Here is a 21,995-nt window from a genome sequence, read left to right on the forward strand (position 1 = left end):
AGCCGCGATCGGGCGCCCGGTCTCCCCAGACGGGCGCCCGACCGCGAACCACGGCCCTCCCCTTGGCCTGCGACGGCGGCGCGGACGCATCCGCGCCGCCGTCGCCGCCGATCAGAAGTCGTAGCGCACCGACAGCGTGTACTGGCGCGGCGCGCCGTAGAAGCCAGTGAACACGCCCAGCGCCGAGTTCAGGCTGTAACCGGTGGTGCGGTATTCCTTGTCGGCCAGGTTGGTGCCCTGCAGCGAGACCGTCCACGGACCGCCGCTCTTCCAGGTCACGCCGGCATTGATCAGGCCGTAGCCGTCCTGGGTGATCGGCACCGCGCCGGTGCGCACGATCTCGGTGGTCGCCACCACCTCGCTCTGGTAGCTGTAGCCCACGCGCGCGGCCAGGTTGCCGCCGCTGGCCAGATCGGTGCGGTACTCCAGATTGAGCGCGCCCGAGAACTCCGGCGCGTTGGTGAATTCCTGCTCCTTGGCGATGTTGACGCCGGCGTACAGGAACTCGTCGTACTTGGCGTCCAGCCAGGCCAGGTTGCCGGAGATCAGCCAGTGCTCGTTCGGCAGCCACTGGTACTCGACCTCCAGGCCGTCGACCGTGCCCGAACCGGCGTTGGTGAAATCGCCGAAGAAGGCGTCGTTGGTGCCGTCGCCGTTGCTGTCGTAGGCGGTGAACACCGACAGCTGGATGTCCTTGTACTTGTTGTGGAAGTAGGCCAGGTTCAAGAACATGGTCTGGTCCAGGAACGACATCTTGCTGCCGATCTCGTAGCTGTCGACGACCTCGTCGTCGAACGGCTCGGCCGAACGCGGTACTGCGGCAGCCTGGGCGCGGATGTTGTAGCCGCCGGACTTGAAGCCGCGCGTGGCCAGGCCATAGAGCAGGATGTCGGGGGTGAGCTGGTAGTCCAGCGAGACCTTGGGCGAAGTGTTCTTGAAGCCGATGCGCTTATCGAAGTTGGCCGCGACCACGCCGTTGGGGGTGGTGAAGGTGCCGTCGCGATAGCCGCGGTTGAGCACCTTGGCGCGCTTGTCCTCGTCGGTGTAGCGCACGCCCACGTCGAGCTTGAGGCGGTCGGTCAGGTCGAAGGTCCAGTCGGCGTAGGCGGCGATGCTCTTGGTGTAGACCGTGCCCTGGGTATCGCCGAAGGACAGATTGAAGAAGTTGTTGAGGACCTGGCCGCCGGCCTCGCCGTCGAAGGCGTAGATGCCCATCACGCCGCGCGCGCGGCCGCCGCCGTCGTAGTTGGCCTGCAGCTCGTGGCTGACCTGCTGATCGCTGTAGAACGCCTTCACGTCGGCGATCTTGTTCTGCAGGGTGTCGAAGTCGATGTTGGTCTCGGTGTCGGACTCGCGCTTGGCCAGCACGTACTTGAACGCCCAGTTCTCGTTGGCGTTCCAGTTCACCGTCGCCGAGGCGCCCTTGATGGTGGTGTCGTTGACGTTAGGCATGCCGTTGCGCACGTCGTAGCGGCTGTCCAGCGGCTGCGTGCCCGGAGCGAAGCGGTTCGCGGCCAGCATCTTGGCGCCGCGCACGCCGGACTGGTCGTCCATCCAGTCGAATGCGAACTGGATGTTGAGGTCGTCGTTGACGTAGGCGCCGAGCTGGCCGCGCAGGGCCAGGATTTCCTTGTCGCTGACTTCGGCGCCGGTCACCACGTTGTTGCCGAAGCCGTCGCGGTTGAGGCTGGCCACCGCGATGCGGCCGCGCAGGGCGTCGTCGCCGCCGATCGGACCACCGATCGCGGCCTTGACGTCGAGCTGGTTGTAATTGCCCACCGTCACCGAGGCGAAACCGTCGAACGAGGTCGGCAGGCCGCGCGAGATGTACTTGATCGCGCCGCCGATGGTGTTCTTGCCGTACAGCGTGCCCTGCGGGCCGCGCAGCACTTCGATGCGGTCGACATCGAACACGTCCAGCAACGCGCCCTGCGGCCGCGCGATGTAGACGTCGTCCATGTAGATGCCCACGCCCGGGTCCACGCCCCACAACGGATCGGACTGGCCGACGCCGCGGATGTAGGCGGTGATGGTGCTGCTGGAGCCGCGCGCGGCGTAGATGGTCAGGTTGGGCACCTGCGCGTCGAGGTCGCTGAGGTCCTCGACGTTGAGGCGGTCCAGCGAATCGGCGGTGAACGCGGTGACCGCGACCGGCACCTCCTGCAACGTCTCCTCGCGCTTGCGCGCGGTGACGGTGACCGAGCCCAGGGTCTTGGCCTGGTCGCCAGCGGCGGCGGGCGCGGCATCCTGGGCCCAGGCCGTCGGCGCCAACAGGGCGCAGGCAATGGCCAGACTCAGACTGCGGCGGCTCATGGTGGTGCGTGCGATCACGATGCTCTCCTCCCCAAGGTGACGCCGGCGGCGGTGCGACCCGACAGGCGGCGGACGGGCATTCCCGTCATGCGGCACAGACTAGGAGGCGACCGGCGCGGGCGGCAGCTGTACCTTCGGACAATGCCCCTGCGCCGCCGCGATGCGGACACTGCGCCCTTACGCGCGGGCATCCGTCCGCAGACGGGATTGGGGCTGTTCAATGGATTTTCTGATCGTGCTGGCCGCGCTGTGCTTCCTGATGTTCGTGGCCTACCGCGGCTACAGCGTGATCCTGTTCGCGCCGGTGGCGGCGCTAGGCGCGGTGCTGCTGACCGACCCGGCCCTGGTCGCGCCGATGTTCACCGGCCTGTTCATGGACAAGATGGTCGGCTTCCTCAAGCTGTACTTCCCGGTGTTCCTGCTCGGCGCGATCTTCGGCAAGCTGATCGAACTGTCCGGCTTCTCCAAGGCCATCGTGGCCGCGACCATCCGCCTGCTCGGGCGCGAGCGCGCGATGTTGTCGATCGTGATGGTGTGCGCGTTGCTGACCTACGGCGGCGTGTCGCTGTTCGTGGTGGTGTTCGCGGTGTATCCGTTCGCGGCCGAGCTGTTCCGCCAGAGCGATATTCCCAAGCGCCTGATCCCCGGCACCATCGCCCTGGGTGCGTTCACCTTCACCATGGACGCACTGCCGGGCACGCCGCAGATCCAGAACATCATTCCGGCCTCGTTCTTCGGCACCAACGCCTGGGCCGCGCCCTGGCTGGGCAGCCTGGGCGGCGTGTTCATCCTGATCGTGGGCCTGAGTTATTTGAACTGGCGCCGGCGCGGCGCGCTCAAGGCCGGCGAAGGCTACGGCACCGCTCTGCTCAACGAGCCCGCGCCCTTCGTCGGCGGCAAGCTCGTCAACCCGGTGCTGGCGATCCTGCCCTTGGTGCTGGTGGGCGTGTCCAACAAACTGCTGACCGCCTGGGTGCCGGCCTACTACGGCGCCAGCCACAGCTTCGATCCGGCGGTGATCGGCGACGCCGCGCCGGTGGTGCAGGACGTGGCCAAGCTGGCGGCGATCTGGGCGGTCGAAGGCGCTTTGTTGATCGGCATCCTCAGCGTGCTCGCCCTGGCCTGGAAACCGGTGATGGCGAGCTTCGCCGAGGGCACCAAGTCGGCGATCGGCGGGGCCTTGCTCGCGGCCATGAACACCGCGTCGGAATACGGCTTCGGCGCGGTGATCGCGGCGCTGCCGGGCTTCTTGATCGTCGCCAATGCGCTGGGCTCGATCCCGAACCCGCTGGTCAACGAAGCCGTGACCGTGACCGCGCTGGCCGGCATCACCGGCTCGGCCTCGGGCGGCATGAGCATCGCCCTGGCCGCGATGTCGGAGACTTTCATCGCCAACGCCAACGCCGCCGGCATTCCGATGGAGGTTCTGCACCGGGTCGCGGCCATGGCCTCCGGCGGCATGGACACCCTGCCCCACAACGGCGCGGTGATCACCCTGTTGGCGGTGACCGGGCTCAGCCACCGTCAGGCCTACAAGGACATCTTCGCGATCACCCTGGTCAAGACCTTGGCGGTGTTCGTGGTGATCGCCCTGTACTACGCGACCGGCCTGGTCTGAGGCCGCCGCGCCTGTTGTAGGCTGGCCGCATCCGTCCCCAGCGCAGGCCGCCATGCCGCCCACCACCTCCGCGCCCGACCGCCGGCGCGCGCGTAACGGCCACGATCTGAGAGGCGTGCAGCGCCTGACCATCGACGCGATCACCGGCGTCACCGACCTGGTCGAAGCCATGCACGCCAACATCAGCGCCCTGCCAGGCGTGCTCGGCAAGCCCGCCGCGGGCCCGGCGCCGGGCATCGCCGGCCTGGTCTACCGCAGCGTGCGCGGGGTCACGCGCTTCGTCGGCGACGGGCTCGATCTGGCCTTCTCCAAACTCGCGCCGCTGCTGGACGTGGTGCGCCCGCCGCCGCAGCGCGAGGCCGTGGTCGCAGCGCTCAACGGAGTGCTCGGCGATCATCTCGACGCCACCGGCAACCCGCTCGCGATCGAGATGCGCCTGCGCCACGACGGCCATGCCCTGACGCTGCGCCGCGACGCCCTCGCGCAAGCCCTGCCCGAAGCCGGCGGCAAGCTGCTGGTGCTGGTCCACGGCCTGTGCATGAACGATCAGCAGTGGCGCTACAACGGCCACGATCACGGCGCCGCGCTCGCCCGCGATCTGGGCTATACGCCGCTGTACCTGCACTACAACAGCGGCCGCCACATCTCGAGCAACGGGCGCGAGTTCGCCGCGCTGATGGAGCAGTTGCTGCGGCAGTGGCCGGTGCCGGTCGAACGCCTGAGCATCCTCTGCCACAGCATGGGCGGGCTAGTCGCGCGCAGCGCCTGCGTCGCCGCGCAGGAACAGCGGCACACCTGGCTGGCGCGCCTGGACAAGCTGGTCTTCCTGGGCACGCCGCATCAGGGCGCCCCGCTGGAACGCGCGGGCAGCTGGGTCGACGCGCTGATCGCGCTGAGCCCCTATACCGCGCCGTTCGCGCGCCTGGGCAAGGTGCGCAGTGCCGGCATCCAGGACCTGCGCCACGGCAACGTGCGCGACGAGGACTGGCGCGACCGCGACGGCGACGGGCGCGAGGACGGCCGGCTACCGTCGCCGCTGCCCAAGGGCCCGCGTTGCTATGCGATCGCCGCGAGCACCACCGCCCAACCCAGCGACGACGACGAACTGCCCAAGGGCGACGGCCTGGTGCCGGTCGCGAGCGCGTTGGGCTGGCACGAGGACCGCGCCTACGACCTGCGTATCCCGAAGGCGCGTCAGCGCATCGCCTACGGCGTGCATCACCTGGAGCTGCTCGACGACAAGGGCGTCTACCCCCAGCTGCTGCTCTGGCTGGCCTGAGCGGCGCGCTCAGTCGCTGCGCGGTACCGCGTCCCAGGCCAGGCCCAGGGTGAAGCCGCGGCCCGCACCGGGCTCGAAGTAGCGCGCATTGCCTTCGTTGACGATCACCGAGCCCACGTAATCGCGGTCGAACAGGTTGTCGACGCGCGCGAAGGCGCGCCAGCCGTGCATGTTGCGCGGGCGCCAGTCCAGACGCAGCGCATAGCGCGCGTTGCCGGCGACGCGGTCGGTGTTGCGGTCGTCGACCGCGATGCGGTCGCTGAAACGCCCCTCCAGCGCCGCGTTCAAGACGCCGTCGCGCGAGCGCCAGGCGAGTTCGGCGTAACCGTCGGCGCGCGGCACGCCCGGCACCCGATTGCCGGCGGCGACCGTGCGCGTGGCGCCCTGCACGCGATAGCTGTAACTCTGCTCGAAGCGCGCATCGATCCAGTTCGCGGCCAGCGCGTAACGCCACTGCGCGCCCCAGGCGCCCTCCACGCCCAGTTCGATGCCGTCGCGGCGGGTGCGCCCGGCGTTGGCGAAACTGGCGCGGCCACCGCGGCTGTCGGCGGGCACGATCTCGTGCTCGCCCTCGACCCGATACGCGGCCAGGCTGGCGCGGCCGCCGGCGTAGCGCCAGCGCAGACCGAGCTCGGCGCTGTCGTAGCGCGCCGCGCGCAATTCGCGATTGAAGCCGGCGCTGCCGTCGGCGCGATAGGCCAGTTCGGTCGCGGTCGGCGTCTCGAAGCCGCGGCCGACGCTGGCGAAAGCCTCGCCGCGTCCGAACGCGCGCGCCACGCCCAGCGCGGCGGAACTTTCGCGATAGTCGGCACCGCCGCTGTCGTCGCCGTTGCCCGGCGCCAGGTAGCGGTCGTTGGAGCGGAACGCCAGGCGCGCATGCCGCAGCGCCGCCAGCACGGTCCAATCCTGCGCCGGCGCGTAATCGCCGATCGCGTATACCTCGCGGCTTGAGATGCGGTTGCGCTCGTCGCGGCGCAGGCGGCCGCGCACGCCCAGGCGGTCGCCGACGAAGTTCTCGTAGCCGCGCCGGTCTTCGTCCAGGCGCGCCCACTCGACACCGAGCGCGAACGCGCCGCGCGCACCGCGCCAGCGATGTCCGGCGTCCACGCCTAACGAACTGCGGCCCAGGTCGATCACGCCGCCGGCGCTGCCCAGCGCGGCCTGCGCCGCCACCGGCAGGGCCAGGTACTGCAGCACGTCGCGCTCGATGCGGTAGCCGCCGATCCAGACCTCGCGCCCCGGTGCGTAATCGCGCTGCCAACGCAGCCCGGCCTGATGGTTCTCGATGCGCTTGCGGGTATCGAACAACGACGCGACCGCGTCGGTACCGTGCGCGTCGGCGCGCAGGCCGGCGCGGTCCAGGCCCAGCGGGTCCTGGGTGTCGGGCTGCGACAGCGAGTTCAGCACCAGACGAACGCGTTCGCCCTCGCGCGGCGCCCATTCGGCCACGGCATCGAACTGCGAGCGCTGCGCGGCCGCGTGCGCGCGCTCGCCGTCGGTCTGGAAATAACTGGCGCCGACCCGGCCGCGCCAGCGTCCGTCGTCGCTGGCCGCGTCGGCGACCGCGCTCGCACGCGCGCTGCCGTGATCGCCGCCCCAGGCCTGCAGGCTGGCGCCGCGCAGACGCTCCAGATCGGTCGCGGCCACGATCGCGCCGCCGGCGGCGTTGCCGTACTGCAGAGCCAGGGGGCCGCGCAGCACTTCGATCCGGTCCAAGGCATCCAGCGGAAAGTTCGCCGCCTGCCCCTGCCCGTCCGCGGCCGAGGCCGGAATGCCGTCGACGACCAGGCGGATGCCACGGATGCCGAAGGTCGACCGCGCGCCGAAGCCGCGGCTTTGTATCTGCAGGTCCTGGGCGTAGTTCTGGCGATCCAGCACGCTGATGCCGGGCACCCGCGCCAGGGCCTCGGACAGGTTCACCTGGCGCTGGCCCGCGCGCAGGGTGTCGCCGTCGATGGCAGTGACCGCGCCTGGGAACGTGGACAAGGCACGTCGCGGCGCGACGACTTCGACTGTGTCCAAAGTTCGCGCATCCGCATCCGCTTGTTGTGCCGCGGCGGGAGCGGCCAGCGCACCCAGGACCAGGACGCAGGTCATGGACAAGCGCCGGCGCTGCAAAGGCGATAGGCGAGACCGGGAGGGCGCGACGGGCGGCATGCAGTTCAGTTCGGAGAGCAGCGCTCATGATGCCATCGCCGCTGCGACGGGCACGCTACGACGGTCTCAGTCACGGCGGCCGATGGTGCGCTGGTTTGTGCGGTGCCTTGTAAAGCAAATCCCCCTCAATCCCCCTTTTTCAAAGGGGGAGGCCAAAGCATGGCCAGCTAGGCTTCGCCCCTGTCGGAGAGGGAGAAGCCGATGCCCTTTCTGCCCCCTTTGCCAAAGGGGCAGGCGGCCACGTAGCGGACGACCGGGGATTGTTGCTGTCACGCGCACCTTGCGCGGAACCCTCCCTACAACCCGCAGCGCAGCCACCGCCCGTCGTCAGCGCCGCACCGCCTCGCGTTCGAAGCAATGCTCGCCCACGTCGTGCAACCAGTCGCTATCGCTGTCGTAATTGTCCTCGTCGCTGGCCGTGTCGGTGACGAAGCGCGCGCACAGCTGGTAATCCAGGTCTTCGCCCGCGCGATAGACGTAGGGCATACCGTCGACAGGATCCACGATCGACAGGTTCATGCCGGGTTGGGCGGCCAAGGTCTGGAGGTCGGGCGGCAAACGCTCGTGCTGGCGCACGTAGTTGTTCACCACATAGGTGATGCGGGTCAGATCCTGCACGCGGCGCGCGTCCAGCCGCTGTTCGCGCTGAACCGCGGGGCCGCCGGTGGTCACGATCGCCGCGGCCGACGCCGCCAAGATCACCACCGCGGTCGCGATCAGCAGGCCGCGCCCGACCGGTCTGCCGCCCGAGCCCTCGACTTCTTCGCGGCGCAGATCGCGCAGGTAGTAGCCGAAGACGGTACCGGCGATCGTCGCCACCACCACCACCTTCAGCACGAAGCGCAGGCTGAGCTCGCCGCCGAGCAGGTTGTAGACCAGCACGGTCATGTCGCCGATCAATACCGACGCCGCCACGAACAGGGTCAGGTAGGTCAACCAGCGGCGTACCGGCGACAGACGCTTGATCGGATAGCGCTCGACCTCGCGTGCGAGGTAGGCGGACACGAAGGCGAACACCGGGAAGGCGATGGTTAGGGCCGCGACCGACCAGCGCATGCTGGGCCCGAGCACCGCGGCGCTGGCGTCGTAGCCGTTGGCGGCGTCCGGCCACATCCGGTTGATCAGATCGAACAGCAGGCTGCCCAGGCTGAAGGCGACGCAGTACAAGGTCGCGAATAGCACCAGATAGAGGAAGGCCTCGCGCGCTGACAGCGAGGCGCGCGGCTTCGGCACCGGCACCACGAAACCCACGTCGGCATAGGCATCGAGCACGCCGCGGGTCTGTTCGGCGGTCCAACCGGCCTGGCCCAGGGCCTGCGCGATCGCCTCCTTGGATTGGCCGCGCATCAACGCTTCGCGTACGAACAGTTCGAGTTCCTGGGTTCCCGCCGCCATGCCCCGTTCTCCTGAGTGGACGCGGCGAATCTAGCAGCCTCGCTGCGACGTCCGGCGGCGATCGTCGGGGTCGAGCATTACGCTACCGGCGGGCGCCGACGGCGCTACGTCGGGTCGCCGGACCCGGCCTCGACCCGATGCTGGCGCAGGCCATCCACCGCCCTCGCCCAGAGACGAAGACAGCGCGAAATCGCGTCGCCTCGGTCCGCGTTGAGTCCGTACGAATCGCAGCCCCATAATCGGGAGCGGCTCGACGGTTTCAGTTTCGCTGGCGCGCAATTCCCTGGTAGTGGAGGAAGACCGGCATGAGCCTCTCGCACATCGCCCCCCTGGCCATCCTGCTGGCGCTCGCGGGCGTCGCCACGGCGGCGCCCGATGCCGGCGCAGGCGGCGCTCGCAAGCCGGCTTGCGAGCTCGATGCGTATTCCAAGGACACCGATCCCCAGGGTCTCAATGTCCGCTCAGGCCCCTCGATCGACGCCCCCATTCTTGCGACCTTGCCGGGCTGGAAGCCACCCGGGCCCGATGACGAGTTGGAAGGACATCTCCCGGTAGGATTCACCATCGTCGAGGCGCGCAACGGCTGGGTGCGCATCGCGAACGTGTCGATACCGGACCCCGACAGCGGTGCCCATCAGGCCTCCCCGATCAGCGGCTGGGTCAGCGGCAAGAAGGTCGGTTACGCCCTGCAGACCGAGGTCGGCTTCGAACGGCCCGATCCGACCAGCCCGGTGGCGATCCGCAGCGACGACTGGATCCGCCTCGATGACGCGATCGGCATCAGCGACTGCTCGGGAGAGTGGGCGCAGATCGCTTACGGCGACCGCAAGTCGCCGCAGCGCGCCTGGTTCCGCGGCTTGTGCGGCCTGATCGAGACCACCTGCGATGGCCGGCTGGGCGACGACAGCGAGGATCATGCCGCCGCTGATGCGGACGCAGCGGCCGACGCTCCCAGGCCTTGAGCGAACACGACACAGCGAACGCGCAAAAGAAAAGCGGGCCGTAGCCCGCTTTTCTCCGGTCCAGCGTGGTGCGCGGCGATTACTCGGCCACGACGCCCTCGCCTTCCTCGACGGCCTTCATCGACAGGCGGATGCGGCCCTGCTTGTCGACTTCCAGCACCTTGACCTTGACCACGTCGCCTTCCTTGAGCTTGTCGCTGACCTTCTCGACGCGTTCGTTGGAGATCTGCGACACGTGGACCAGACCGTCCTTGCCCGGCAGGATCGTCACGAAGGCGCCGAAGTCCATGATCTTGGCGACCTTGCCTTCGTAGATGCGGCCCGGCTCGACGTCGGACACGATCTGGTCGATGCGCGCCTTGGCGGCCTGCGCGGCGGCGGCGTTGACCGAAGCGATGACGATGGTGCCGTCGTCTTGGATGTCGATCTGGGTGCCGGTTTCCTTGGTGATCGCCTGGATGGTCGAGCCGCCCTTGCCGATCACTTCGCGGATCTTGTCCGGGTGGATCTTCATGGTCAGCAGACGCGGCGCGTACTCGGACAGCTCCGAACGCGAGGTGGTGATGGCGTTGGCCATCTCGCCCAGGATGTGCAGACGACCGGCCTTGGCCTGGCCCAGCGCGACCTGCATGATCTCTTCGGTGATGCCCTGGATCTTGATGTCCATCTGCAGGGCCGAGATGCCTTCGCTGGTACCGGCGACCTTGAAGTCCATGTCGCCGAGGTGATCCTCGTCGCCCAGGATGTCGGACAGGACGACGAAGTTATCGCCTTCCTTGACCAGGCCCATCGCGATGCCCGCGACCGGCGCCTTGATCGGCACGCCGGCATCCATCAGCGCCAGCGAGCTGCCGCAGACCGAAGCCATCGAGGACGAGCCGTTAGACTCGGTGATTTCCGAGACCACGCGAATGGTGTACGGGAATTCTTCCATGGTCGGCATCACGGCGAGCACGCCGCGCTTGGCCAGACGGCCGTGGCCGATTTCGCGGCGCTTCGGACCCATCATGCGGCCGGCTTCGCCGACCGAGAAGGGCGGGAAGTTGTAATGGAACAGGAAGTGTTCCTTGTACTCGCCCGAGACGGCGTCGATGATCTGACCGTCGCGCGCGGTGCCCAGGGTGGCGACCACGATGGCCTGGGTCTCGCCGCGGGTGAACAGCGAGGAGCCGTGGGTACGCGGCAGCACGCCGACCTTCGAGGAGATCGGGCGCACGGTGTCGAGCGCGCGGCCGTCGATGCGGACCTTGGTGCTCAGCACCGAGTTGCGCATGGTCTGGTACTCGAGCTCGCCGAATTCCTTCGACAGTTCGGCGGTGGCCCAGCCGTCGGCTTCGGCGCGGCCGGCCAGACGCTGCATCACGTCCTTCTTGATCGCACCGATGGCGTCGCGGCGCTGCAGCTTGTCGCGGACCTGGAAGGCGGCGGCGAGCTGGTCGCCCACGGCTTCCTTGAGCGCGCCGATCAGAGCGTCGTTCTTGGCCGGAGCTTCCCAGGTCGAGGCCTTGGTGCCGGCTTCGACGACGAGCTCGTTGATGATGTTGATGACCTTCTGCATTTCGCGATGGCCGAACATCACCGCGCCCAGCATGACGTCCTCGGACAGCATCTTGGCTTCGGATTCGACCATCAGCACCGCGTTGGAGGTGCCGGCGACGACCAGTTCCAGCTCGGAATCGGCCAGCTCGCTCACGGTCGGGTTCAGCAGGTACTGGCCGTTCTTGTAACCGACCTTGGCCGCGCCGATCGGGCCCTGGAACGGGGTGCCGGCCAGCGCCATGGCGGCCGAGGCGCCGATCAGCGCCGGGATGTCGCCGTCGACTTCCGGATTCATCGACATCACGGTGGCGATGATCTGGACTTCGTTCTTGTAGTCCTCGGGGAACAGCGGGCGGATCGGGCGATCGATCAGGCGCGAGATCAGCGTTTCCTTTTCGGTCGCGCGGCCTTCACGCTTGAAGAAGCCGCCCGGGATGCGGCCGCCGGCGTAGAACTTCTCCTGGTAATCGACGGTGAGCGGGAAGAAATCCTGCCCCTCGCGCGCGCTCTTGGCGGCGACGGCCGTCACCAGCAGTACGGTGTCGTCCATCTTGACGATCACGGCGCCGCTGGCCTGACGAGCGATCTCGCCGGTTTCCAGCGTCACCTGGTGGTTGCCGTACTGGAAGGTCTTGGTAATTTTTGCCACGTTGGGTTCCTTCGGTTCGATACGTTCCGGTCGAGGCCCTTGCCTCACCCGGTCGGCCGCCGTAACGGCCTGCGGTTTGGTGTGCACCCTGGCCCGGGCGTCCGCCCTGGCCGGTCACGCGGTCCGGACTGCCGGACCTGGGCCGAAGCGGACTGGACCGGAGCGGTCCTGGGCCGATCGGCTGGCGCTGCATCCTGCATCGCCGCGGGGCGCGGTTCCGAAGATTCCGGTCCCGCAAAAGAAACCGCGGCGCATCGCTGCGCCGCGGTCGGTATCGGTTAGCGGCGCAGACCGAGCTTTTCGATCAGGGCCTTGTAACGCTCGTTGTCTTTGCGCTTCAGGTAGTCGAGCAGGCTGCGGCGGCGGTTGACCATCTGCAGCAGGCCGCGCCGGCTGTGGTGGTCCTGCTTGTGCAGCTTGAAGTGACCGGTGAGCTGCTCGATGCGAGCGGTGAGCAGAGCGACCTGGACTTCCGGCGAACCGGTGTCGTTGGCGCCGCGCTTGTTGTCTTCAATGATCTTGCTGGTGTCGATCGACATGATTGTTCTCTTCCGATGCGTGGCCTGCAGAAGCGAATCGGTCGCGGCCTTGCCGCTCCGACGCACCGCCTGGCTCGCCGTTTGCTATTGAGTAGGGATGCCGTTCAAGCGCGAGTGCTAGCGAAGTGCTTGAAAAGCGGCGGAATTGTAGCAGCCCGCGGCGGCGAATGCGACCTGAATCGCGACCGTCGCCCGCGATAGGCCTCAAGGCCGATGGACGGTAGAGGCCATGCACTGGCCGCCGCCGCGCCGACCGGCCTCAGTCGCGGGCTGCGTCGCGTTCAGTTTCGGTCCCGTCCCGATCCTTCGCCTGCCGTGCCGCTTCCAGCGCCGCGCGTGCGCGCTGGGCTTCGGCGTGGGCCTCGAGCCGCCGCTGCTGGAGGGCCTGAAGCTGCGGACGCCGCAGCGCTCCCTGGGCATCGCCCCCGCCCTGCCCTCCGTCTGTGCCGGCCTGCGCCCGCATGCGCCGCAGGCCCTCGATCATGGCGCGCACGTCGCCCTTGAGTTGCAGACGCCAGCGGCCGTCGATGCGGCGCAGGCTGACGATGTCCATCATGGTCATGGGCGTGTCGGTCAGGCCGGAACGCATGACTGCGCGGGTGACCGCATGGTACTGGTCCTCGCCCTCGGGAATGCCGCCGACCACCTGCAGGCTCTCGATACTGACCCCGCCCACACTGCGCAGCGTGCCGGCCATGAATGCCGCGAAGAACTCGCTGTCGTCCAGGCGCTTGATCTGCTCGGGGGTTTTGCCGTCGAACATGGCCGTAAAGCGCGGATCGGGCGTGGCGCCGGAGATCCTCTCGCCCAGCAGTTCGCGCAGGTCCTTGAGCGCGACCGGGTCCATCAAGCGGGCCAGGCACAGCCAGTCCTGGCGGCGGCTGCACTCGGCCGAGGCTTCGATCACCGGCTGCGGGCGGCTGGTATCGACGCTCGCCAGGGCCTTGCCCGGAGGGGCCGCGGCCGCCAAGAGGGGCATCACGGCGGCGGCCAATGCGGTCGCCAGCCTCAGGTTCATGCGCTTCATCACCACTCCCCTAGTGTCCCTGGACGCGTCGAACGCCGGCGGCCCTCAAGCGTCCGTATCGGATTCCCGCTCCTGGACGACGGTAGCCGCGCCTGGGCTGCCGCTCAAGACCGCCCAGCGGAACAGCCGCTGCGGTTGCAGGCGGCCGGCGTCGCGCTGACCCAGGCCCAGGCAGCGGCCGTCCTCGCCGAACACCGCGACCAGGCCCGGCTCGCCTTCGGCGCAGTCCACCGGCTGGCCGTAGCCGATCCGGCGCTGGGCCTGTGCGTCCAGTTGCACGCGCTCGAACCCGACCAGGCCGGCCTCGATCGGCAGCAGGCAGGCGTCCAGCGCCGCTTCGCCCTGCTCGGCCAAGGCGCGCAACTCGTCCAGGGTGATCATGCGCGGCTGGGCGAAGGGCTCGACCCAGAGCCGGCGCAGCGTGGCCACGTGCGCGCCGCAGCCGAGGGTTTCGCCGAGATCGCGCACCAGGCTGCGCACATAGGTGCCCGAACCGCATTCCACGTGCAGGCGCAGACGCGCGCCCTCGCGCTCGATCACGCGCAGCGCATGCACGCTGACGTCGCGTTCGGGTGCCTCGATGGCTTCGCCGCGGCGGGCCTTGGCGTACAACGGTTCGCCGCCCTGCTTAAGCGCGGAATAGATCGGCGCGCGCTGGCGGATCTCGCCGCGCAGGGGCGCCAGGGCCGCCTCGATCGTGGCCTCGTCCAGCGCCGGCACCGGGCGTTCCAGCAGGGTCGCGCCATCGGCGTCGTCGGTGTCGGTGACCGCGCCGAGCACGGCTTCGGTTTCGTAGGCCTTGCGCGCCCCCAGCAGCAGGCCGGCGATCTTGGTCGCCTCGCCGAAGCACAGCGGCAGCAGCCCGGTCGCCAGCGGATCCAGGCTGCCGGTGTGGCCAGCCTTGTCGGCGCGGAACAGATGACGCACCTGCTGCAGGGCCTGGTTCGAGCTCAGGCCCGGCGGCTTGTCGAGCAGCAGCAGCCCGTCTAGGGGCCGGAACACGGTGCGAGGCTTCTTGCTCATGCGGGCATTGTAGGAGCGATAACGGCCGGCACCAGCCCGGCTGGCGGGTACTGGGGCGCGACGGAATGGGGAGGGATCGCCTACCGCCCTGCTGTGGAAGCGGCATGAGCCGCGATCGCGAATCCGCGACCGCATAGCCAGTGGGTAACCGTTTGAGCACCGATCGCGGCTCACGCCGCTCCCACAGGAAGCGGGCGCGGCGCGAGGTCGTACGAGAGGAACTCAGTCCTGTTCGGACTCCGGCTCCTGCGGCGGCAGATCGCGCAGCAGGTTGTCGATGCGTTCGCCGCGATCGACCGAGTCGTCGTAGTGGAAATGCAGCTCCGGCACGTGCCGCAGCTTCATCGCCTTGCCGAGCTGGAAACGCAGCTGCGGCGAGAGCAGCTTCAGCGCCTTGACCGCTTCCTTGGAACGCTCGGCCTGCAAGGCGGTCACGAACACCTTGGCATGGGCCAGGTCGCGCGTGACCTCGACATCGGACACGCTGACCGACGGCAAGGCGTGCTCGCGCACGGCCTCGTGCACGATCCGGCCCAGCTCGCGACGGAGCTGGGCGGATACGCGATCACTGCGATAAAACGTCTTCTGCGCCATTTCGATTACAGCGTGCGCTGCACTTCGATACGCTCGAAGCACTCGATCTGGTCGCCCGGCTTGACGTCGTTGTACGCCTTCACGCCGATGCCGCACTCGGTGCCGTTACGCACTTCGTCGACGTTCTCCTTGAAGCGGCGCAGCGATTCCAGCTCGCCCTCGAAGACCACGGCATTGTCGCGCAGCACGCGGATCGGCTTGGAGCGCTTGACCACGCCCTCGACCACCATGCAGCCGGCGACCGCGCCGAACTTGGAGCTGCGGAACACGTCGCGCACTTCGGCGATGCCGATGATCTCTTCGCGGATCTCGACGCCGAGGATGCCCGAAGCCACCTGCTTCACCTGATCGATCACGTCATAGATGATCGAGAAGTAACGCAGATCGACGCCGTTGCCCTCGATGATGCGACGCGCGGAGGCGTCGGCACGGACGTTGAAGCCGATCACGGTGGCCTTGGCGGTGGCCGCGGCATTGGCGTCGGACTCGGTGATGCCGCCCACGCCGGAGCTGATCACGTTGATGCGGATCTGATCGTTGGACAGCGCCATCAGCGACTGGCGCAGCGCCTCGACCGAACCCTGCACGTCGGCCTTGATGACCAGGTTGAGGCTCAGCTGGCCCTCGCCCTTGCCCATCTGGGCCATGATGTCTTCCATGCGGTTGCCGGCGGCGGCGACCAGGCGCGATTCGCGGCGCTTGGTGTCGCGCTGCTGAGCGACGTCCTTGGCCAGACGCTCGTCCTCGACCACCACGAAATCGTCGCCGGCGTCGGGCACGCCCGACAGGCCCAGCACCTGCACCGGAATCGACGGACCGGCGAACTCCACCTGCTTGCCGTTCTCGTCGAACAGCGCGCGCACGCGGCCGTACTGCACGCCGCAGACCAGGTAGTCGCCCTTCTTAAGCTGGCCCTGCTGGACCAGCACGGTGGCGACCGGACCGCGGCCCTTGTCGAGCGCCGATTCGATGACCGTACCGGTGGCGCGGCCGACCGGCACCGCCGACAGCTCCAGCACTTCGGCCTGCAGCGAAATCGCGTCGAGCAGGTTGTCCACGCCCTGACCGGTCTTGGCCGACAGCTCGACCATCTGGGTCTCGCCGCCGAACTCTTCGGCCACGACCTGTTCGGCCAGCAGTTCGTTCTTGACCCGCAACGGATCGGAGTCGGATTTGTCGACCTTGTTGATCGCCACGATCAGCGGCACGCCGGCCGCCTTGGCGTGTTGCACGGCCTCGCGGGTCTGCGGCTTGACGCCGTCGTCGGCCGCGACCACCAGCACCACGATGTCGGTCAGCTTGGCGCCGCGCGCACGCATCGAGGTGAAGGCGGCGTGGCCCGGGGTGTCGAGGAAGCTGATCACGCCGCGGTCGGTTTCGACGTGGTACGCGCCGATGTGCTGGGTGATGCCGCCGGCTTCGCCCGAGGCGACCTTGGTGCGGCGGATGTAGTCCAGCAGCGAGGTCTTGCCATGGTCGACGTGACCCATGATGGTGACCACCGGCGGACGCGCGACGCGGTCGCCCTGCTGCTCTTCGACGTGTGCGATCAGCGCGTCTTCGGCGTCGTTGCCGTTGGCCTTGATCACGGTGTGGCCGAGTTCCTCGGTCACCAGCGCCGCGGTGTCGTGGTCGATGCTCTGGTTGATGGTCGCCATGACGCCCATCTTGAACAGCGCCTTGACCACGTCGCCGCCCTTGAGGGCCAGCTTCTGGGCCAGATCGGCGACCGTGATGGTCTCGCCGATTGCGACTTCGCGCACGATCGGCGCGGTCGGACGGGAGAAGCCATGGGCGCCGCCGCCGGAGCGGCTCTGCTCGGCCTGACGGCGCGGCTTGGACTTGCCGCGCGTGCTGCTGGTGCGACGGGCGCGGTCGGAGGCGCTCAGGTGCAGCTGACCGGCGAAGCGGTTGGCGGCATCGTCGTCCTCGACGCCGGCGACCATCGCATGCGAGCCGCGGGTCTTGTGGCGCGGGTTGTTGCGGTCGTCCACGCGGGCCGGCTCCGGACGCGCGGGCGCCGGCTTCGGATGGCCGTGGCCGTGGGTGGTCGGCGGCTTGCGCACCGGCGCTTCGTCGTCCTCGGCCGGCACGACCGCGCTGACGTCGGCCAGCTTGGCCTTCTGCTCTTCCTCGGCCTTGGCGCGCGCAGCCTCTTCGGCTTCGCGGCGCGCGGCGTCGGCGGCTTCGGCGCGACGCTTGTCGACCTCGGCCAGCTTCTGCTGCTCGGCGAGATTGCGCTGCTTGGACTCTTCGAGCTTGCGCAGGATCTCGGCGCGCTCGTCGGTCGGGTCGCCCTGGGCCTCGTTCGGCTTGACCAGGGTGACCTTCTTGCGCACGACCACGTCGACGGTGGTGCGGTTCTTGCCGCCACCGACGGTGAGTTCCTGCTTGCGGCTGCGATTGAGCGTGATCTTCTTCGCTGCCTCGCCCTCTTCGACCGGCTTGTCGACCTTGCCGTGGGAGCGCTTCAGGAAGCCGAGCAGCTTTACTTTCTCGATGCTGGTCACGACCTGGTCGGGGCCGCTGAAGCTCATGCCGGCCTCGGCCAGCTGCTCCAGCAACTTCTCGACCGGCGTGTTCACCAGTTCGGCCAGCTTGCGGATGGTGGTTTGCTGCGACATTCGGTGTCCGTTTCCTTCGTGGCGCGGGACGCATCCCGCGCGTGATGGCGCCATTCTAGCCCCGCGCAACGCCTAACACCTCGGCATCGCGCAGGCCCGGATGGCCTGCCCGCGGACCGGGCCCATGCCCGGTCCAGCGAAGCCGGATCGGGGCGGCAGCCGCGATCCGGGGTGCCGGAAGACGCCCGCCAGGGGCCTCTTCCGACCTGAAGCTAAATCCTCACTCGAACCAGTGCTTGCGCGCTTCCATGATCAGGGCCGCAGCGCGGGCTTCGTCCACACCTTCGATATCGGTCAGCTCGTCGGTCGCCAGGTCGGCCAGGTCGTCGCGCGTGACCACGCCGCGGCCAGCCAGGACGTAGGCGAGCTCGTCGTCCATGCCCTCCAGCGACAGCAGATCCTCGGCCGGCTGGTGCTCGTCGAGCTCTTCCTCGGCGGCCAGAGCCTCGTTCAGCAGGGCGTCGCGGGCGCGGGCGCGCAGCTCCTCGACGATGTCCTCGTCGAAGCCTTCCACCGCCAGCAGCTCGCCGACCGGCACGTAGGCGATTTCCTCGACCGTGCTGAAGCCTTCCGAGACCAGGATGCCGGCGATTTCCTCGTCGACCTCGAGCTTGTCCTGGAACAGCTGGCGGGCCGAATTCTGCTCGGCTTCCGACTTGGCGGTGACCTGGTCCTGGGTCATGACGTTGAGCTGCCAGCCCGACAGGCGGCTGGCCAGACGCACGTTCTGGCCGCCCTTGCCGATCGCCTGGGCCAGACGGTCCTCGGCCACGGCCAGGTCCATCGAATGCTTTTCTTCGTCGACGATGATCGACTGCACTTCCGCCGGCGCCATCGCGTTGATCACGAACTGGGCCGGGTTGTCCGACCACAGCACGATGTCGACGCGCTCGCCGTTGAGCTCGTTGGACACCGCCTGCACGCGCGAACCGCGCATGCCGATGCAGGCGCCGATCGGATCGGTGCGGTTGTCGTGCGCGAGCACGGCGATCTTGGCGCGGTCGCCCGGATCGCGCGCGCAGGCCTTGATCGACACCAGGCCCTGGCCGACTTCCGGCACTTCCAGCTTGAACAGCTCCATCATGAATTCCGGAGCGGCGCGGCTGATGAACAGCTGCGGGCCGCGCGGCTCGGTGCGCACGTCGAACAGGTAGCCGCGCACGCGGTCGCCGGCGCGCAGCACGTCGCGCGGGATGCCCTTGTCCTTCGGAATGATCGCCTCGGCGTTGCCGCCCAGGTCGACGTAGATGTTGCCGCGCTCCACGCGCTTGACGATGCCCGTGACCAGCTCGCCGACGCGGTCCTTCCAGGCGTCCACGACCTGGGCGCGCTCGGCCTCGCGCACGCGCTGCACGATGACCTGCTTGGCGGCCTGGGCGGCGATGCGGCCGAAGTCCGGGTTCTCGATCTGCTCTTCGATGTAGTCGCCGACCTCGACGCCCTCGACTTCGTCGATGGCGTCCATCAGGCGCACCTGGCGGTCGGGCGATTCCATCACCACGTCGTCGGCCACGACCTCCATGCGGCGGAACGTTTCGTAGCTGCCGTCCTTCTGATCGATGGAGACGCGCACCAGCACGTCCTCGTCGTGGTAGCGCTTCTTGGCGGCGGACGCCAGCGCGGCCTCGATGGCCTCGAAGATGACCTCGCGCGGCACGCCCTTTTCGTTGGCGACCGCGTCAACTACCAGCAACAGTTCCTTGCTCATCTCGTCACTCCGCACGGGTCGGCTCGCGGGCCGCCGGCTCTAGGGTTGGTTAATGCTCGTTGGATTGCGATTGCTTCACGAAGCTTTGGGCTTCGTCGGTTTGTTCTTGCCGTCTTTCGGCTTGGGCTTGCCCGGCTTGGTCGGCGCCAGGCCCAGCGCGGCCCAGTCCGGTACCAGCCGCGCCTTGTCGATGTTCGAGAACGGCACGCTGTAACGCACGCCGTCGATCGCGAACACCACCTGCGCGCCCTCCACGCCGACGATCTCGCCCTGCAGCCTGCGCCGGCCTTCGTGCGGCAGCTTCAGGCCGACCTTGGCGGTCTGGCCGGCGAAGCGCGCGTAATGGTCCAGCGCGAACAGCGGGCGATCGATGCCCGGCGACGACACTTCGAGGGTGTAGTTGCCGCTGATCGGGTCCTCGACGTCGAGTTGCGCCGACACTTCGCGGCTGACCGCTTCGCAGTCCTCGATGGTGACCAGACGCGGCTCGCCGTCGGCGCCGCTGGCGTCGTCGGCGGGCACGTCGATGTACAGGCGCAGCACCGCGCTGCCGGGCGACGGCAGGTATTCGGCGCCGAGCAGCTCCACGCCCAGCGAACGGATCGTCGGGGCGAGCATCGCGGCGATTTGGACTGCTTTATCCGACACGCGCATGACTCCTGCGGCTTCGATCGATCGACGGCGCTTGCGGGATCGACCGCTAGGTTGAACGTTGTTTGGCGAAACCCGAACGCGAAAAACAACAAGGGGCCCGGTGGGCCCCTTGTCCGTACAACTGGATTTCGGTGTGTTGGCGCGAGCAGAGCGCCATCACAAAGCCCGACCTGGTTCGAAAAGAAAGCCTCGGTGAAGAGGCTTCTTGCGACCGCCGTTGAACCGGCGGCTTCGAACCGAAGCTGGTAGCGGGGGCAGGATTTGAACCTGCGACCTTCGGGTTATGAGCCCGACGAGCTGCCAGACTGCTCCACCCCGCATCAGGCCGACCATCATAACGGCCGGCTAACCTTCCTGCAAGCCCGCATTCACTTTTATTTTCAACATCCAGTGATTGGGGTTTGCCGCGACACACAACATATAGGCATTCGGCCGGGTTTCAAGCGCCGGCCGCGCTTTTATTTTTCAGCCCGCGAACGCGCGTTGGCACCAGGCCATGATCGGGTTCCAGGCCAGGCCCAACGCCAGCAACGCCAGGGCGTTGACGCCGAAGACCACGTTCAAGGGACGGTCCTCGCGCAGCGGCGGCAGCTCGCCATCGGGCTCGTCGAAGTACATCGCCTTGATCACGCGCAGGTAGTAGAAAGCGCCGACCACCGCGAACACGATGCCCACGATCGCCAGCCACATCATCCCGCCCTGCAGGGCGGCGCGCAGCACGGCCAGCTTGGCCCAGAAGCCCAGGAACGGCGGCAGGCCGGCCAGCGAGGCCATCACGCACAGGACCAGACCGGCCATCCACGGACTGCGCGCGTTGAGGCCCTTGTAGTCGTCGATCCGGTCGGCTTCGAAGCCGCGGCTGGACAGCACCACGATCGCGCCGAAGGCCGCGGCCGACATCAGCGAGTAGCTGATCGCGTAGAACATCGCCGCCGCCATGCCCTGCTCGCCGCCGCCGGCGATGCCCAGGAACAGGAAGCCCACGTGCGACACGGTCGAATAGGCCAGCAGGCGCTTGAGGTTGGTCTGGACCAGCGCGCTGAGGTTGCCGATCGCCAGCGACATCACCGCCAGCCAGGCCAGGGCCAGGCGCCAGTGGTCGTCGAGCGGGCCGGCGCCGACCTCGAGCAGACGGTAGGTCATGCCGAACGCGGCCAGCTTGGGCGCCGAGCCGATGAACAGCGTGATCGGGGTCGGCGCGCCCTGATAGACGTCAGGCAGCCACATGTGGAACGGCGCGGCGCCGAATTTGAAGGCGATGCCGGCGACCACGAACACCACGCCGGTGATCAGCATCAGCGACGAGGGGTTGCCGTAGGCGCTGGCGCCGATCTGGCCCAGGTCCAGCGAGCCGGTGGCGCCGTAGATCAGCGACAGGCCGTACAGCAGCAGGCCCGAGGCCAGCGCGCCCAGCACGAAGTACTTGATCGCCGCTTCCGAGGCCAGCGGGCTGTCGCGGTCGATCGCGACCAGCGCGTACGAGCACAGCGCCAGCATTTCCAGGCCCAGATAGACCATCACCAGGCTGCCGGCCGAGACCAGCAGCATCATGCCGGCGGTCGCGAACAGCATCAGCACCGCGACCTCGCCCTTGTAGAGCTGGCGCTCGCGCAGGTAGGACCAGGTGTAGATCATCGACAGCACGCTGACCACGCCGATCGCGAGCTTGAGCACGTCGGCGGCGGTGTCGCGCACGAACATGCCGCTGAGCACCGTGCCCTGCCCGCCCACGCCGAAGGCCACCAGCGCGGTCGCGACGATCAGCACCGCGATCGCGAAGGCGTGGCTGACGATGCGGTGCCGCTCGGACACGAACAGGTCGATCATCAGCAGCGCGAACGCGCCGACGATCACCACCAGCTCGGGCAGCAAGGGCATCAGGTCGGCGAGTCCTCGTACAGGCATGTTCATGCG

Annotated in this window: 15 protein-coding genes and 1 tRNA gene; 3 read left to right on the plus strand and 13 right to left on the minus strand. The window is 68.3% G+C overall.

All coding sequences use genetic code 11. The features are described from left to right. Positions 1–111: 111 nt before the first annotated feature. Entirely contained in the window at positions 112–2,313 is a 2,202-nt protein-coding gene (locus tag BMZ45_RS13630; RefSeq protein WP_091637078.1) for a TonB-dependent receptor, read from the minus strand. Between the two features lie 220 nt (positions 2,314–2,533). On the opposite strand from BMZ45_RS13630, the gene BMZ45_RS13635 reads away from it, so the two are divergent. Beyond that, entirely contained in the window at positions 2,534–3,931 is a 1,398-nt protein-coding gene (locus tag BMZ45_RS13635; RefSeq protein WP_091637079.1) for a GntP family permease, read from the plus strand. Between the two features lie 52 nt (positions 3,932–3,983). Continuing rightward, entirely contained in the window at positions 3,984–5,210 is a 1,227-nt protein-coding gene (locus tag BMZ45_RS13640) for an esterase/lipase family protein (protein ID WP_091637080.1), read from the plus strand. A 9-nt stretch (positions 5,211–5,219) separates the two neighbouring features. Here BMZ45_RS13640 and BMZ45_RS13645 read toward each other — a convergent pair whose 3' ends face one another. Beyond that, positions 5,220–7,196: a TonB-dependent receptor family protein gene (locus BMZ45_RS13645; RefSeq protein ID WP_175489063.1), complete on the minus strand. Its 1,977-nt coding sequence runs from the start codon at positions 7,194–7,196 to the stop codon at positions 5,220–5,222. 498 nt (positions 7,197–7,694) lie between these two features. Then, complete coding sequence (locus BMZ45_RS21695) at positions 7,695–8,762, minus strand: DUF5671 domain-containing protein (protein ID WP_175489064.1); 1,068 nt, start codon at positions 8,760–8,762, stop codon at positions 7,695–7,697. Positions 8,763–9,067: 305 nt separating this feature from the next. Between BMZ45_RS21695 and BMZ45_RS13655 the strand changes: the two genes are divergently transcribed. Continuing rightward, on the plus strand, positions 9,068–9,724 hold the full coding sequence (locus BMZ45_RS13655; protein ID WP_091637082.1) for an SH3 domain-containing protein: 657 nt from the start codon (positions 9,068–9,070) through the stop codon (positions 9,722–9,724). Between the two features lie 79 nt (positions 9,725–9,803). Here the strand turns inward: BMZ45_RS13655 and pnp are convergent, their stop codons facing one another. The 10 genes from pnp to nuoN form a co-directional block, all read right to left on the minus strand. After that, positions 9,804–11,912: a polyribonucleotide nucleotidyltransferase gene (gene pnp / locus BMZ45_RS13660; protein ID WP_091637083.1), complete on the minus strand. Its 2,109-nt coding sequence runs from the start codon at positions 11,910–11,912 to the stop codon at positions 9,804–9,806. A 278-nt stretch (positions 11,913–12,190) separates the two neighbouring features. Further along, positions 12,191–12,451: a 30S ribosomal protein S15 gene (gene rpsO, locus BMZ45_RS13665; protein ID WP_091637084.1), complete on the minus strand. Its 261-nt coding sequence runs from the start codon at positions 12,449–12,451 to the stop codon at positions 12,191–12,193. A 259-nt stretch (positions 12,452–12,710) separates the two neighbouring features. Beyond that, complete coding sequence (locus tag BMZ45_RS13670; RefSeq protein ID WP_091637085.1) at positions 12,711–13,478, minus strand: hypothetical protein; 768 nt, start codon at positions 13,476–13,478, stop codon at positions 12,711–12,713. Between the two features lie 45 nt (positions 13,479–13,523). Further along, positions 13,524–14,501 carry a tRNA pseudouridine(55) synthase TruB gene (gene truB, locus BMZ45_RS13675; protein ID WP_091637086.1) on the minus strand — a complete coding sequence of 326 codons (978 nt, stop codon included), beginning with the start codon at positions 14,499–14,501 and terminating at the stop codon, positions 13,524–13,526. Between the two features lie 222 nt (positions 14,502–14,723). After that, a complete protein-coding gene (rbfA, locus tag BMZ45_RS13680) occupies positions 14,724–15,095 on the minus strand; it encodes a 30S ribosome-binding factor RbfA (RefSeq protein WP_091637087.1) in 372 nt (123 codons plus the stop codon). Between the two features lie 5 nt (positions 15,096–15,100). Continuing rightward, on the minus strand, positions 15,101–17,719 hold the full coding sequence (infB, locus tag BMZ45_RS13685) for a translation initiation factor IF-2 (protein ID WP_091637088.1): 2,619 nt from the start codon (positions 17,717–17,719) through the stop codon (positions 15,101–15,103). 220 nt (positions 17,720–17,939) lie between these two features. Further along, positions 17,940–19,427 carry a transcription termination factor NusA gene (nusA, locus tag BMZ45_RS13690; protein WP_091637089.1) on the minus strand — a complete coding sequence of 496 codons (1,488 nt, stop codon included), beginning with the start codon at positions 19,425–19,427 and terminating at the stop codon, positions 17,940–17,942. Positions 19,428–19,502: 75 nt separating this feature from the next. After that, positions 19,503–20,075 carry a ribosome maturation factor RimP gene (locus tag BMZ45_RS13695; protein WP_091637262.1) on the minus strand — a complete coding sequence of 191 codons (573 nt, stop codon included), beginning with the start codon at positions 20,073–20,075 and terminating at the stop codon, positions 19,503–19,505. A 249-nt stretch (positions 20,076–20,324) separates the two neighbouring features. Then, positions 20,325–20,401: transfer RNA gene (locus BMZ45_RS13700), tRNA-Met, on the minus strand. Positions 20,402–20,546: 145 nt separating this feature from the next. Next, positions 20,547–21,992, minus strand: coding sequence for an NADH-quinone oxidoreductase subunit NuoN (gene nuoN, locus BMZ45_RS13705; RefSeq protein ID WP_091637090.1), 1,446 nt, complete (start codon positions 21,990–21,992; stop codon positions 20,547–20,549). Positions 21,993–21,995 lie beyond the last annotated feature (3 nt).

This window comes from Lysobacter sp. cf310 (genome assembly GCF_900114355.1).
Lineage (GTDB): Bacteria > Pseudomonadota > Gammaproteobacteria > Xanthomonadales > Xanthomonadaceae > Lysobacter.